The following is a 15472-nucleotide window of genomic DNA, read 5'->3' as shown; positions in this document are numbered from 1 at the left end:
CAGCAGTGGGCTTCTTTTTGCCTGACAGTTTTGTTCGTGCCCCGAAGTTCTCAACTGCGGGCGCGGCGATGATCGATAAAGAACGGTTTGCCGGTCCCTATCCGATCCGACGCCTTGGGCGCCTTGTTGACCTGGGTGTCCTGCCCATCGACATACCAATAGCAATGCTGCACCGCCCGGGTAATGCCGACATAGGCCAGGCGTAGAATCTCGTCTTTCTGCGCCGTGTCGTACGGCTCGGCATCACCCTCCTGGCCAAGCCCGGCCATTCGGTAGACCTGATTCTTGTAGGGGGAACTGGTGGAGTGCTGGCAGTCACCGAGCAAAAACACCGCGTCGGCCTGAAGCCCCTTGGCGCTATGGTAGGTCATCTGCCGGAGGCGTCTTGCCGGGTACGGCAAGCTAGAATCCACATTAACTGTTGATTGGATATGATTTTCAATCAATAACTTATCGCTGCTTTTTCGATAGAGCATCAAGATTGAATCGCCCTTGCGGTAGTGCTCGTCCAGGCGCTTGGCCAAGCCTTCGTCGTCTCTGTCCAACACATTGACCGGGCTCAAGGTTCGAGGCGTGCCGCTGGCCTTGGCCTTTTTGCCGGGAATCGCCGCAGCCGAACGCACCACGTGTTCGGCGGCGTCAATGATGTGCTGGTGGCTGCGGTAGTTATCGGTGAGCATGACCCGGGTGTTTGCCGGTGAAGGAAACTGTTTGTTGAACGCCATGAAATAACTGGGTGAACTGCCGCGCCAGCCGTAGATCGATTGCCAGTCATCACCCACGCACAGCAAGGAGGAACGCTGGGCGCCTCGGCCGACATGCATGGCAGGGCCGCGGCTGCGCACTTCCCGCAGGCTGGCGCGAAGCCAGGAAACAATCTGCGGCGAGACATCCTGAAACTCGTCGATCATCAAGTGCGACAGAGGACGCAATGTCGCATCGCTCAGCAGCTTGAAGTTCTCTGGGGAGTGCTCACTGAACAACGCGAACATTCGGTTATAGGTCATGACGGGCGGCGACTGGTCAAGCAGGTGGTCTTCAAATGCTCGCCAGTAGCGACTCAGGGCCTCAAAGAAATAACGATCCGGGTCATCCTGGGCAAAACACATCCGGCCCACGGCGTCCGGGACGTCCAGACCCAGGTTCTCGATAAAGCCGGCAGCCGCGACGAAACAATCCAGCAACGGTGCCGAACCCAGTTCGCCTTTTACCTTGTAATCGAACCCAGGGCCTGCGCTGGCATCCCCGGCCAACACGCTCAGTACACGCTTTGACGCCTCATAACTATCTAGCCATATCAATGGCTTAGAGCAGAAAGCTTGAAACAGGGTACGCTTTACCGCCCACTCTGCGCGGATACTCAGCTTGGCGCCGGGCCGGCTGAGCCGGGCATCTTCCCGCGGGTCGAAACCCAGCATCACCCAGGCGTCCAGAGTCGGAACGTAGCCGTGGCAATGAAACGTCGCACCGTTGATCTGGAAGGCCTGACGCTTTGGCTCGATGCCCTTGATCGGCCAGGCACCGGCGCGAAACCACAGGTCTTCGATCGCATCGCACAACTCTTCATCGCGCTGGGCGGCCAGTTCGGTCACGGCCACCCGTTTCTGCACATCGGGATGGTCGCATTCCAGCTCCCTGAGCTGCAAGGCGTGCCGGGACATCGGTTTGATCAGTTCGCGAAAACGCTCATCGCGTTGATAAAGATCGTGATAGCAGGCATTGAGCTGTTGGCGCTGAGCATCGTTGATGCGCAGCTCAAAGGGATTGCCCTGGGCTTCATCATCAGCCGTTTCGTTACGATGGCTCAGGGTTTCAAACGCCTGGAGCCGCTCAAACCCGGGCAGACTGCGCACCATGGGCAAGATGCGTGAATGGAAGGTCCGCACCAGATCGCGAGCTTCCTTGAGGCTGATTGTCCGCCCCCATAGGGCAAAAACTTCAATGAGCTTGTGAATGAAGTCCTTGCGCGATTCCCGCGTGAAGGTCACCACGGTCATCGAATCCAACTCAAAACCCAGGTAGTGGGACAGCAGCACAAGGCGTAGCACCAGGGTCGTGGATTTCCCGGCGCCTGCGCCCGCGACGACCGAGGTAGACGGCGTATCGCTCAGGATCATTTTCCACTGCGCGGCGCTCGGCTGGGCGTGAGCGGGAAGCAATCGGGCAACATCGGCCTTGATGCGCTTCTTGAGTTCGGAGGTCAAGGGCAGGCGCCAGTCATCGAACAACAACTCATCGACTTTCGGTGCCGGGTGCTCGGTGCTTCGGAAATCTCGGATCAGCAGGACCTGCCGGCCCTCTTCCAGTCCATCGGCTTTGCCTTCCTTATAGCCGTAGTCAAAACCGGCGCTATGCCCGCTGCGAAAGCCATCGGCCTGGCCGTGTAGCCAGGAGGCCCGATGCTGGGCTCGAAGTCGCGTCAGGCCATGACCCAGAAAACGCGCGGCCAGGCGCTTGAGCAAAGGCATCTGGGCCAGGGGCAGAAGTTCGGGGGGAAGATCGGGAGTGTGTTGCGACACGCTGGGGGACTCCGGTGTTCAGAACCATGGCGGCTATGGTGTCTGTATTTGCCAGCGGATTCCACTCAAAAGCTTTTAAGTCATGGATTTAGGCGATGAAGTGAAAGTGCTGTCGCACATGGCCATCAGTGTCGCCCGACCCACCTTAAGCAGGCTCGCTCCCACAGAGGCCAGCGTGCACCGTAGCGCCAATGTGGGGCGAGCCTGCTCGCGATGGGTTTTGAATCACTGACTGGAAATGGCTCCATCGACCAATGCCTGCGCCTCGACCACCAATTGCTTGAGGTGCTCATCACCGATGAAGCTTTCGGCGTAGATCTTGTAGATGTCTTCAGTGCCTGATGGCCGCGCGGCGAACCAGCCGTTTTCAGTCATGACCTTCAGGCCGCCAATGGCCTGGTCATTGCCCGGTGCATGGCTGAGGATGTTCTGGATGGTCTCCCCGGCCAACTCAGTGGAGGCAACCTGCTCCGGTGCCAGCTTGCTCAGCAGCGCCTTTTGTTGCGGGCTGGCCTTGGCATCGACGCGCACGGAGAACGGCTCACCCAGTTCATCGGTCAGGGCACGGTAGGCCTGGCTTGGGTCGCGACCGGTGCGCGCGGTCATTTCGGCCGCCAGCAACGCTGGGATCAGACCGTCCTTGTCGGTACTCCACACTCCGCCGTCCTTGCGCAGGAACGAGGCGCCGGCACTTTCTTCGCCACCAAAGCCCAAGGAACCGTCGAACAAGCCGTCGGCAAACCACTTGAAGCCTACCGGCACTTCATACAGACGCCGACCCAGGCGCTGGGCCACGCGATCGATCAGACCACTGCTGACCACCGTCTTGCCCACGGCGGCATCGGCACGCCACTGTGGCCGGTTCTGGAACAGGTAGTCGATGGACACCGCCAAATAGTTGTTCGGCGCCAGCAAGCCGCCGGACGGCGTCACGATGCCGTGGCGATCATGGTCCGGGTCGCAGGCGAAGGCCACATCGAAACGCTCTTTGAGGCCAATCAACCCCTGCATGGCATGGCTGGAGGACGGGTCCATGCGGATCTGTCCGTCCCAGTCGACGGTCATGAAGCGGAAGGTGGAATCCACCTGGGTGTTGACCACGTCCAGGTCCAGGCGGTAATGCTCGGCAATGGCGGGCCAGTAGCGCACCCCCGCTCCGCCCAGCGGGTCCACGCCCAGGCGCAAGCCGGCAGCGCGAATGGCATCGAAGTCGATGACATTGATCAGGTCCGCCACGTAGGTGTTGACGTAGTCGTGACGGTGAGTGGTGTCGGCCTTCAGGGCCTGCTCATAGCTGATGCGCTTAACGCCGGCCAACTGGCTTGCCAGCAGCTCGTTGGCCTTGGCTTCGATCCATTTGGTGATATGGGTATCGGCCGGGCCGCCGTTGGTGGGGTTGTACTTGTAGCCACCACTCTGCGGCGGATTGTGGGACGGGGTGATGACGATGCCGTCTGCCAGGCCGGTGGTGCGCCCACGGTTGTAGCAAAGAATGGCGTGGGAGATCGCCGGCGTGGGCGTGTATTCATCTGCCTCGGCGATCATCACTGTGACCCCGTTGGCAGCGAATACCTCCAGCGCGCTGGCGCCTGCCGGGGTAGACAGCGCATGGGTATCGAGCCCCAGGAACAAGGGGCCGTTGATGCCCTGGGCTTCACGGTACAGGCAGATCGCTTGACTGATAGCCAGCACATGCCATTCGTTGAACCCCAGGTCGAAGGAACTGCCACGGTGACCGGAGGTGCCGAAAGCCACCCGTTGGGTCGAAACCGAGGCGTCGGGCCGGCCGGTGTAATAGGCCGTCACCAGTCGCGGGATATCGATCAACAACTCTGCCGGTGCCGGCTTGCCCGCAAATGGACTGACTGTCATGCAAAACCTCTGAATGGAGTGGCTCGATAAAATGGATGCAGTTTACTGACAGTTCGACCGTGGTGCGATGGGTTCGATCCATCGCCCTCCATTACGATTGCTCAAGTCTCAAGGCATCGGCCAGCGCACAGAGTGCAGTATCCAGATCGTGTGAACCGCTCAAGGCGTGGGTCAGGCGCAGATGTTGTGCGTACAGCCCTTACAAACTGAACAGTTCCCCCGGCGCAATGACGATTCGTTGCGCAAGCAGCCGCTGGAACACCCGTCGCAGATCGACGCGTCGCGAAGATCGGGTCCAGATCGTTGCGCCCCCTTGGGGCTCCAGCCATTGCAGGCTGTCCCCCAGCCGCTCGCGCAGCATTTGCGTTGTCGAGAGCGCACCTTCACGCAACAATCGTCGCAGCACCAGCAAGTGCTGATCGATCCGTCCGTTGCTGTACAAACGGGCAATGGCCTTCTGGCGAATCGGTGACAGACGAAACGCGCGTAGCAGGAAATGTCGCTGCAACTCCAGCGTCAGCTGTCGCGACAACACATAGCCGTAGGGGGCCTCGGGGCCGATGTTTTTTTCGAAAGTGGAATAAACGATCAGCCGGTCCGGGTCGAGCAAGTCTCGAAAAGGCGTCACCCCGGCTTCGAACGCCAGGTCTGTATAGCTGTCGTTCTCCAGCACCCATGTGCCGTGCAGATCCAGCAAGCGCGCGACGGCGCGACGGTTGTTTTCAGGAACGAGCGTGCCCCTGGGCATATTCAGGACCGAGGACAGGATGACCAGGCGGACCGCTTTACTCGTCAGTAATTGTTCCAGTTGCTCGACATTGATCTCCCCATCCGCCAGCAGTGGCAGTTCGATTACGTCGATATCGGCCGCCTGCAGCAAGCGCAGGACGGTCCAGTCGCAGGGTGATTCGATCAGCACCGTGGCGCCCTTGAGCGCCAGCACGGCGATCAGAATCTCCAATACACCGCGCAGATCAGCGCCGATATAAACATCGTCGGCGTTCCAGCACCGGGCCGGCGAAGACGTGTAGCGAGCCGCCAGCGCGGTGCGCAGTTCCAGCTCGCCCCAAGGCTGCGAGGGCATTTGTGAGGAGCGCGGATACTGACGCAGCAGCTCACGCTCCAGTAACAACAGCGGGCTGTCCAGCGGTTGCATCGACGCAGGCTCATCAGCGCTGAGTACCAGCATTCCCGGTCGTCGTGCATTGACATACAGGGTCTCGAGCAAATCATCACCGCCGCCCAGCGTCGCGACGCAGGGTACTGGCAACGCGTAATAACCGGATTTGGCGACCGAATAGACCCGCCCTTCCTTCTCCAGCAACGAATAAGCGTACTGGATGGTAGAGATCGACACGTTCAGGCGCTCGGCCAGTTGCCGTAACGACGGCAAACGCACTCGGGCGTCGGCGCCCAGTTCGTTGATCAGGGTGGTGAGGTAACGATAAACCGCCTGATACGCGAAGTCTGTTTCCCGGCAACCTTTCATGGGTTTGGGCCAGGCGACGTGGCGAATGAATCCGTCAAATCCTGCCCCTCAATGCCGTGCCGCACGTTCGCGCATGGCATCGTCGCCCTGCCCGGCTTCTTCAATGTCAATGTCATCGACAGGTTGCTGCGCATCCATCCCCGATGCCTGCTCCTGCTCCGGCGGCGTGATACTCGCCCGATACAGCTTGCCGAGCATATCGATGGACAGGCCACTGACGTCGACCATCCATTGCGCCACCTGATCGGCAATGGCCGCGCCCTGCATGGCCTTGTGCAGATCGGGCATCGCCACCAGCATGCCGGGATGACAGCAGCGCAGGAAGTGCTCCAGGCCAGCGCCTTGCTCCACGAAGGGCGCGAACAACATGCACACCAGTTGCGTTTCGTTGAGCCCCAGGGTCTTGTGCGCGTCGCTGGCGGCCTGGGCGCGCCGCTCGGGGATGGCCGTGGGTGGGCCGAACAGCATGCGTGCCTGCTCGCAGACGTGCTCGGGCAACTGCTTGCGATGCATGATCATGATCGCTCGTTGTACATAGTCGCCATAACCTGCCTCATAGCTGCGCCCCTGCAGATAACAGGCCCGCAGGCCATGCAGGTGAGCTGACAGCAGTGGGCTCAGGTATTCGTTTTCCGGCGCCGATGCGACGAGTTCATCGGTCCGCACCCGAAGGAATTCACTGAACAGCGGCCAGTTGGTTTCTTGCGAACTGTCGACGATCAGGTCGTCGATACCGATGTGACTCACGCGCCGACACGCCTCGAAATGCCCCTCGGGTTTCCACGCGCCCTCGTGGTCCTGACCATAGAAGCCCAGGTAGGGATTAGCGCCCAAGGTATCGAGTTGCGCGAAGAGACTGTCGAAACCGCTGGACGGGTCAGTCGCCAGGCCGACCTTGCGGGCGGCACGTCGAAGGCCCGACATGAACTGTTTTTGCTCGCGAGGCGTATCACTGCTGACTAACGAGTCCACGCCGCGCTCCCAGCGAGCCATATGCCGATAGAACTCCGCCATCGCCAGGTAGCCGTGATCGCCTACTTCCAAGGGGCTGTCGATCGAGCGAAGGTGGCCCAGAACCAGCGTGTCCATGCGATTGGCCTCATGCCCGGCCGCCGACAATGGCTGCTTGTGATTGAACGGCACCACCTCGCGGTTATCCGCCATCAGCAGTTCCACCCGGGGGTCGTCGTAGACGAACAGCGCGCTGTAACAGCGGTGGATGTTTTCCAGGGTCGCCTGGGTGGTTTCGCTCAGGCGTGGCGTGGCGACACGCAAGTCGAAGGTCACCGGATGCCTGCCGGCGATGCTCAACTGTGCGGCCCGCAAGGCGGTCAGGACATAAAAACTGTCCCGGCTGCCGTTCTGGACCGTCAACACACGATAGTCGCCGATCCGGTCGATGCCGCCAGCGGCGACAATTAAACGCTGGATCAAAAGCTGCAACGCCGTCCGTTCCGCGCGGGAATAAAAACCTGACAGTCGCTGCAATATCTGTTGATACACGTGATTCATTGCCTGCTCATGAATTGAACTCATAGCCATATACCTGGAAATTCAAATATCGGCGTCGCACCGGCATAGCGTGACCGGGCGACGGGTTGATCTGGAAGGTTGTTCTAGTACTGCAAAGAGTATTGCTAATACGCTCAAGCTTTGCTTGTCGTAATTATTTGATACATAAGCTGTGGAGTTCGCCCGCTTCGCCTCGGTACGTGCCTGAAAGCCCCTGAGGCATTGGGTTTCAGCGATTCCGCCCTGCGTCCTAGGAAGATTCCGACAGCATCCTTCAGACAATGAGTACGAAAAACAAAGAACATGCCTAACTTCAATTGTCCCCCTGCCCCAGTCAGTTTTTCCCACAGTCGATTGATGGCGTTAAAACAATTAACGCTTGATGCACATTTGCCCGAAGGATGACGATTCTCTAGAAACTTGTACTGCGCCACGACTTCTTCCTTGAGATGGAAATCAGCGTTCAATTATCAGGACTTAAATAACGATTAGAAGATACAGATTGAGGGCAAAAACCAGTTCAGTTCTCTGGGGATTAAACGCTTTTTGGGTGTTGAGTGAACTGGACCGCCCAGGCGAAGGCGTGGTTGCCGCGCACCAGGGCGTCATTGCCGAACGGAGCGGCAATGGCAGAAGGAAGGAAAGCAGGTTCAGGCCGAAGGCAGCGCAAGAGTCGCCATGCTGACTCTTGCGCGGAGGAGGAATCAGGCGGGGTCGACTACCTGAAGGGCAACGCGTTCACGGCAGGGGCATTCGCCCATGTAACGGTGGGCTTCGACAAACTCGGAGAATGGAAACACCCGGGTCTTGAGCGGCAACAGCACGCGATCGGCGGTCAGTTGATTGATATCACGCAGCGCCCGCTGCAATGCAACCTGATCCTGGATGATGCCCAGTTCCGGCTTGCCGGTAAAATTGCCGATGCAGTGCACAAAGAACTGAATGTTCTTCTGGAACGCCGCACAGGCCGGGAACGGCGTCTGGTTGCCGCCTTGCAAGCCATACAGCACCAGGCTGCCCCGCGGCGCCAGCACATCACCGAGCAGCGACATTTGCGGCCCGCCGAGGCCATCGAACACCACATCGACGCCACGGTTATCAGTGAGCTTGTTGATTTGCATCAGCAAGTCCTGCTCTTCGGTGACGATGACTTTTTCGGCGCCGAGCGACAGCAGGTACTCACGCTCATCAGCGGTCTTGGTGGCCGCGATCACCCGTACACCCAAGGCCTTGCCCAGTTGCACGAAGGATGGTCCGGCGCAATGACTGGCATCAGTAACCAGGGCAAACTGCCCCGGCTTGACCCGTGCCAGGTCCACGTAGGCGAAATAGGCGATCAGCAGTGGCGTGTAGTGCACAGCGGCTTCGATCGGGGTGAGCACGTCGGGATAACGGGTCAGCGCGGTACGCGGCAACACGATGATCTCACCGTACACCGGGTAATCGTTAGGGCTCTCGGCAGGGAAACTGGCCACTTTGTCGCCTACAGCCAGGTCGTCGACACCGTCTCCGACAGCCGTCACCACCCCAGCCATTTCATGACCAAGGCCCGACGGCAGGCGCGCCTGGGACGACGCCAGATTCTGGCGCCATAGGGTGTCATACCAGCTGATGCCGATCGCTTCGACACGGACCTGCACTTCTCCTGGCGCAGGAAGAGCCGCCGCATGCTCTTCGCATTTGAGCACCTCGGCACCACCAAACTTGTGAAAACGGATCGTGCGGGACATCGCAAACCTCGTCAAAGTAACCTCTAATGCCATGAACTCTATCCGGGCTTTGTACCCAAGACCATCAGTGGCTATTAATAGTCGACATGCCTGTCATTGATTCCGCAGCAAGAAAATGAACCCAGTCTTGTAGGGCCTATCCCTAAGAAAAAGCAATTAGCCGGTGCAGAGTACCAGTCTTTCCCCGTAAGATTCATGCCGGTCATTGTTCTCATATGGCCGCTCACGTCAAGCTTGCTGAATCTGCCAGGACCCCAGATGAATCGTAATGACCTGCGTCGTGTCGACCTGAACCTGTTGATCGTGTTCGAAACATTGATGCATGAACGCAGTGTGACCCGAGCCGCCGAGAAGCTGTTCCTCGGCCAACCGGCCATCAGTGCCGCGTTGTCACGCCTGCGCAACCTGTTCGATGACCCGCTGTTCGTGCGCACCGGTCGCAGCATGGAACCGTCGGCCCGGGCGGTCGAAATCTTCGCCCTGCTCTCCCCAGCCCTGGATTCGATCTCCACGGCGGTCAGCCGCGCGGCGGAGTTCGACCCGGCCACCAGCACCTCGGTGTTCCGCATCGGCCTGTCGGACGACGCCGAGTTCGCGCTGTTGCCGATGCTGCTCAAGCGCCTGCGGGCCGAAGCTCCGGGGATTGTCCTGGTCGTGCGCCGGGTCAACTACATTCTGATGCCGGGCTTGCTGGCGTCCGGTGAAATCTCCATCGGCGTCAGCTACACCGAGGATCTGCCGGCCAACGCCAAGCGTAAAGTCTTGCGGCGCAGCATGCCCAAAGTGCTGCGGGCCGACACGGCCCCAGGACGACTGAATCTGGACGAATTCTGCGCACGGCCCCATGCGCTGGTGTCCTTCGCCGGGGACCTGAGCGGTTTCATCGATGAAGAGCTGGAGAAACTGGACCGCAAGCGTCACGTGGTACTGGCGGTGCCGCAGTTCAATGGCCTGAGCACGCTGCTGGCGGGCACTGACATTATCGCCATCGTGCCCGACTACACCGCTGACGCACTGACCGCCGCTGGCGGCGTTCGCGCCGAAGACCCGCCGATTCCGGTGCGCAGCTTCGAACTGCACATGGCCTGGCGCGGCTCCCAGGACAACGACCCGGGTGAGCGCTGGTTGCGTTCGCGGATTCAGATGTTTTTTGGGGATCCCGATAGTCTTTGACTGAAGTCCACTGAATTCCAGAAAACCATTAGAAAACAAGAATTTACAACAAATAACTGTCCGCTGCCGTCCGTCCAGTTCCAGTAGCTTCCAAGAGCTCTGGGGGTATATTTGGGGTACTTTTTCAGTTCAGTGAAAACGGTACCCCCAACAAATGCCCCCCGATAATACGCCCGCTTTCCGGCGCAAACTCAGCGATGCCTTCGTCCGTTCGGTGGACCAATCGGGCAAGTACGCTGACGGCGAAGTCCCCGGCCTGTTCCTCCAGGTGAAGACGTCGCTGAAATCCGCCAAGCCCGCTTCCAAGTACTGGCGGCTTAAGTACCGCCTGCATGGCAAGGAGAATCTGTTTGCCGTGGGCCGCTATCCCGACATCGGCCTCAAGGAAGCCCGCGACATCGCCCGCGCGGCGCGACGCGACGTGGCCAATCACATCGCCCCGCTTAAGGCCAAGACCGCCAAGATCGAGGCGCAACTGCTCAGCGAGGTGCGCACCTTTAGGTACGTGGCCGAACAGTGGCTGAACTTTAAGTCCGCAGAACTGGTGACCAAATCCCTCTCGGGTTTTCGTGGCGCGCTGGACAACCATGTTCTGTCGGCCATCGGCCATAAGCCGGTCAGCGAGATCAAGCTCGAGCACATCACCGCGATCATCACCGAACTACGCCGCAAGCGCACCATGGCCATGGCCACACGCGTGCGCACCATCATCCGCGCGGTGCTGGGTTTTGCCGAGGGGCGTGGCTGGGTGGAGCGCAACGTGGCGCTGAGCAACATCGAGGAACTGAAGATCCGTCACGTGGTGACCAGCAATCCGGCGATCGAACGGCCGGCCGACCTGGGCCGGTTTCTGCTGCGGCTGGACGACTGCTGCGACGGCATCGTCACCACGGCGATGCGCCTGCTGGTCATGCTGCCGGTGCGTCCCGGCGAGCTGGTGAAAATGCGCTGGGAAGACATCGACCTGATCGGCGCCGACTGGCGTTACGTAGTCAGCAAGACCAAACATCTAAACAGGGCCAAGCACATCGTGCCGTTGCCGGAGCAAGCCCTGGTCCTGCTGCGCGAGCTGCGCAAGACCCGGGTGGTGGATGATGAGGGCAACGGCTGGGTATTCGGCTCGCCCGTTCACCCGGGCAATCCGATCGATCCGACTTCCATGCTCAAGTCCTACCAGCGCATCTGGCCAGAATACAAGATCACCGCGCACGGCTTTCGCGCCACCTATCGGACCATTGCCCACGAGCATCTGGGCATCGACCCGATCGTGCTGGAGCTGTCGTTATCCCACCGTATGCCGGGGGCGCTGGGCGCGGTGTATGCACGTGCGCAGTTGCTAGGACAACGTCGGGTGGCTGCTCAGCAATGGGCCGACTATCTAGATCAGTTGCGCATAAATGCCTCGCTCGCCGTCGTGAACTGACCAAATCGGGTGATTTTCTAACCCTTCGCGGCTCTGACCTGTTTGGAGCTCTGTTCATCGACAGCCCCTCTTGCATTACATCAAAGCTTCGCAACGCGTGTAGCGAACTATCTCCCTGTAGAGCTGTCATTAAATTGGATCCAAAATTGATATTGGAAATCTGCTCGCTCGGCAGAGGCCTAGAGCTATAGCCCCTGCCAGCGATTTTAGGACAAAATCAGCAGGAGGCTGTTTGTCATGGTCTCGATCAGAAGCTCTTACCACCCTATCGATGCCGCGATCCTCTGGTGCGACCTCGCCGACCACCAAGGCGAAATTCTGCAGGTAGATCTCTCTCACCCCGGTAGTCTGCTCAAGCATTTCCCGCAATGGCCCTTTCTCCACGCTTACGCCGAACGCATCTACGACGCTATCTTTTGTGGCGAGTTACCCGCAACCTACCTTGGACGTCCAATCACTTCTAACGACAAGGCTGAACGTGTTTATTGGTCCATTCGCCGTTCTGATCTCCGGGTTTGGTTTGCGCGCAACTACCCGGAAGAAAAGCCAGCATTCCTGTTCTCCCAGAATATCGACCATTCCGAATGCGTTAGCCTCAACGCGCACTTAGTGCAGCAAGCAGAGTTAGAGGCTGCCCAGCGCACGATTAAAAAAATGCGACAAACACTTTCAGCAACCGCTAAAGAGCTGGCGACACTCACGGTGGTCAATAAGGAGCTGTCATCACGGCTTGAAGCCTGCGGGATGCCCTCCGAGACGTCTGAAGGTATGCATAACACGCTCGTTGGGGCAGTGCTGGAGGTCACGCTGGGCAAGTCAAAAAGCGGTCAGGTGCAATCAATCTACCCAACCCAGGCGGCTTTGGTCGCGGCCATTACCCTCCGATTTCCCGGGGTGAGCGGCCTAAGCAAACACACCATCGATCGGAGATTTGCGGACGCTCGCCGTCATTTGACCCAGGCCTTACAGGCCTGAGGCCGAATTGCCAGGCAATGACCGCCATTGCCTGGCAATGATTTTCCTTCTTTGTCGGCCTTCACTGACTGTCACATCCCACCACGCGCCATCCGGCGCTAAGGAGTGACACCGTGCAACCTATCAGCCCTGCCCCACTGTTTACTGAACGCCACATCATGCGTCGTGATGAGGTCGAACAAAAAACCGGATTCAAACGCTCACACATCTACAACCTGATGAAAGCCGGGTTGTTCCCGCAATCCCGCCGTATCGGCACGCGTGCCGTCGGTTGGGACTCACTGGAGATTGAGCAGTGGGTTCAGGATCGCTTGTCGACGGGAGTCTAGCGACATGAAAGTACTTTCATTGATCTCGACCAAGGGCGGCGCAGGGAAGACCACCGTCGCCGCCAATCTTGGTGGATTGCTTGCCGATTCAGGCTTGCGAGTGTTGCTGCTGGACCTGGACAGCCAACCGACGCTGTCCAGCTACTACGCCTTGTGCAAACCCCGAGAGGCCGGCAGCTACGAACTCATCGCGCAACGGCTCACGACTCCCGAGCAGGTAATCACCGCCACCGTCATTCAACACCTTGAGTTGATCGTATCCAACGACCGCGCCGGACATATCAGTACCCTGCTGTTGCATGCGGCCGATGGCCGCCTGCGACTGCGCAATCTGCTGCCCGCCTTCCAGGATCGTTACGATGTGCTCATCGTCGATACCCAAGGCGCGCGCAGCGTGGTGGTGGAGATGGCCATTCTCGCCTCTGATTGCGCACTGTGCCCAGTATCGCCAGAAATGCTTGCCGCGCGCGAGCTGCGCCGCGGCACGCTCGGGCTGTTTGAAGAATTGGAGCCGTACCGTTACTTGGGTGTCGCGTTGCCGTCGGTGAAGCTGTTGCTCAATCAGGTCAACGCCAATCGCCGTGATACCCGCTTGATCATGGAGAGCCTCCAAGAATCGTTTAAAACCGATCCTCATGTCAGCCTCTGCGCCACAGTGATTCCCGATCGAGTGGCTTACCTTAATGCGGCCTCACTGGGGCTGCCCGTGCATCGCGTCGAACACGCCCCACCCCCCGGCAGCCATAGCCCTTGCGCTGCTGACGTCATGCGCGCGCTGGCGCTCGAGTTGTTCCCGGAGTGGACCGATCAACTGAGTTCCTCAACGGGGAACATGCCTAGCCAAACGTCAGCAGCCGAAAGCCGGCTTATCCGTCGCGACTAATCGGAGGATGTGATGAAGCCGCCGACCTCCGAAGACATTACGCGTCAACTGCAGCAGGCCCATTTCCCACAGAAACACGGCTGTGAGGTGACGGCCGCGCCAGTGAGCGACACGCCGATGGTCGTCACCCTCGAGCAACTGCGCCCCTACGAGCTCAATCCGCGCGTCATCCGCAACCCGCTGTATGACGAACTCAAAACCTCGATCCGCGAACGCGGCCTGGACCAGCCACCCTCCATCACGCGCCGGGCGAATGAGCAGCACTTCATCATCCGCAGCGGCGGCAACACCCGCTTGAGTATCCTTGGCGAGCTCTGGCAGGAAACCCGTCAGGAACGTTTCTTTCGTATCCATTGCCTGTTCCGTCCCTGGCAATCCGAGTCACATGCCTTGCTCGGGCACTTGGCCGAAAGCGATTTGCATGGCCAGCTCACCTTCATCGAGCGGGCCCTGGCGGTGGCGAAACTCAAGGACATGTTTCAGGAGCCTGGCGAATCCCTAAGCCAACGTGAGCTCTCCACGCGCTTGAGCCAAGGTGGATACCCTGTCTCGCAATCGCATATCAGCCGAATGTTCGATGCGCTGGAGCATTTGCTACCGGCCATTCCTCAGGTGCTGTATGCAGGTCTCGGCAAACCAGCCATTGATCGGCTCATCACGTTGCGGCGCCGAGCGGAGTCGACCTGGAACCAGTACTTCGGTGACGTCCAACAGTTCGCGCTGCTGTGGTTGGAAGTGCTGTCGGTGTTCGACGGTGATCAGCACGAGCTGGATCCGAGTGAGTTGCAAGACGAACTGATTGCCAAAATGGCAGTGATCTTGAAGCAGACACCTCGCCTGCTGGCCCTGGACATGCACCAGGAACAGCGTATCCCGCCTCCCCCATCGGACAACCCTCAACCTCTGCCGCAAGATCTGGCAGGCGAGCCCGCAAGACTGTCGCCCGCAATCGAGGGCGCCTCTGAAACATCAATCGAGTCGCCGAGTCCAGATCAAGGGCGGAGTGGCGTCGACACTTCGTCGGCGCAAGAACCACGCCTACCCCACATACGCCAAGCGCTGAGTGACGAGACGCTCTTTGAGAAGCATCCAGACGGCATTGATATCGGTCAGCCACCAGTGAGCTCGTCTTCACCACGTGCCCCTTCACTGCATGACATCTGCGCCTTGCGTGAGAGCTGCGCCGCACTGGCGGCCGACCTTGCCGCGTATGCCGATGCCGGCGCCTTGGTCAGTCCACACGCGGACGGTCTGGGGTTCACGCTGTCACCGGAGCACGGCGAGCTAATCAGCCCGCGGCACACCGGCATTCAGCTACTGCTCTCGGCCCTGCTGCGCCTACAGGATGATGTGACCTGGAAACAACGCCTGCAGTTGCCAGCCGCGCTATTTGGTCAGTTGCTGATCGGCGCCTATGACCTGCCGTCTGCCGAGCGCCCTGCCCTGACGGTCGGCCTTGAACGACTACCCGACGCCCAGCTGGAGCAGCTGTTCACGCTGATCCGCCACGCCCGGCAGCTGATTGATCTGACGCTGTCATCCACTCGTTAACGTGAGGAGCTGCCTC

At 59.5% G+C, this 15472-nt stretch carries 10 protein-coding genes and 1 pseudogene; 6 read left to right on the top strand and 5 right to left on the bottom strand.

Annotation, left to right across the window (positions count from 1 at the left end; translation table 11 throughout):
- Positions 1–50: 50 nt before the first annotated feature.
- From PSEUDOMOFG3G_RS13625 to PSEUDOMOFG3G_RS13605, 5 genes and pseudogenes are all read right to left on the bottom strand, one after another.
- The gene (locus PSEUDOMOFG3G_RS13625) at positions 51–2519 is read right to left on the bottom strand and encodes a UvrD-helicase domain-containing protein (RefSeq protein WP_139050294.1); all 2469 of its coding nucleotides are present in this window, start codon (positions 2517–2519) and stop codon (positions 51–53) included.
- A gap of 225 nt (positions 2520–2744) precedes the next feature.
- Positions 2745–4391, bottom strand: a complete 1647-nt coding sequence (pgm, locus tag PSEUDOMOFG3G_RS13620; protein ID WP_139050293.1) for a phosphoglucomutase (alpha-D-glucose-1,6-bisphosphate-dependent) — start codon at positions 4389–4391, stop codon at positions 2745–2747.
- Between the two features lie 91 nt (positions 4392–4482).
- Positions 4483–5880, bottom strand: a pseudogene (locus PSEUDOMOFG3G_RS13615) (PLP-dependent aminotransferase family protein).
- Positions 5881–5928: 48 nt separating this feature from the next.
- The gene (locus PSEUDOMOFG3G_RS13610; protein ID WP_139050292.1) at positions 5929–7416 is read right to left on the bottom strand and encodes a hypothetical protein; all 1488 of its coding nucleotides are present in this window, start codon (positions 7414–7416) and stop codon (positions 5929–5931) included.
- 680 nt (positions 7417–8096) lie between these two features.
- On the bottom strand, positions 8097–9122 hold the full coding sequence (locus PSEUDOMOFG3G_RS13605) for a zinc-dependent alcohol dehydrogenase family protein (RefSeq protein WP_047226435.1): 1026 nt from the start codon (positions 9120–9122) through the stop codon (positions 8097–8099).
- A gap of 258 nt (positions 9123–9380) precedes the next feature.
- Here PSEUDOMOFG3G_RS13605 and PSEUDOMOFG3G_RS13600 point away from each other — a divergent pair, with 258 nt between their 5' ends.
- The 6 genes from PSEUDOMOFG3G_RS13600 (at position 9381) to PSEUDOMOFG3G_RS13575 (ending at position 15456) form a co-directional block, all read left to right on the top strand.
- Positions 9381–10295: a LysR family transcriptional regulator gene (locus tag PSEUDOMOFG3G_RS13600; RefSeq protein WP_139050291.1), complete on the top strand. Its 915-nt coding sequence runs from the start codon at positions 9381–9383 to the stop codon at positions 10293–10295.
- A 154-nt stretch (positions 10296–10449) separates the two neighbouring features.
- Entirely contained in the window at positions 10450–11718 is a 1269-nt protein-coding gene (locus PSEUDOMOFG3G_RS13595; protein ID WP_139050290.1) for a site-specific integrase, read from the top strand.
- 237 nt (positions 11719–11955) lie between these two features.
- On the top strand, positions 11956–12693 hold the full coding sequence (locus PSEUDOMOFG3G_RS13590; RefSeq protein ID WP_139050289.1) for a hypothetical protein: 738 nt from the start codon (positions 11956–11958) through the stop codon (positions 12691–12693).
- 113 nt (positions 12694–12806) lie between these two features.
- Entirely contained in the window at positions 12807–13022 is a 216-nt protein-coding gene (locus PSEUDOMOFG3G_RS13585) for an AlpA family transcriptional regulator (RefSeq protein WP_139050288.1), read from the top strand.
- A gap of 4 nt (positions 13023–13026) precedes the next feature.
- On the top strand, positions 13027–13905 hold the full coding sequence (locus PSEUDOMOFG3G_RS13580) for a ParA family protein (RefSeq protein ID WP_139050287.1): 879 nt from the start codon (positions 13027–13029) through the stop codon (positions 13903–13905).
- A gap of 12 nt (positions 13906–13917) precedes the next feature.
- Entirely contained in the window at positions 13918–15456 is a 1539-nt protein-coding gene (locus PSEUDOMOFG3G_RS13575) for a ParB family protein (RefSeq protein WP_139050286.1), read from the top strand.
- The last annotated feature ends 16 nt before the right edge of the window (positions 15457–15472 follow it).

The organism is Pseudomonas sp. FG-3G (assembly GCF_901007645.1).
In the GTDB taxonomy this organism is placed as follows: domain Bacteria; phylum Pseudomonadota; class Gammaproteobacteria; order Pseudomonadales; family Pseudomonadaceae; genus Aquipseudomonas; species Aquipseudomonas rhizophila.
Note: the sequence above shows the minus strand (reverse complement) of the source record. Positions and strands in the feature narration are given on the sequence as shown.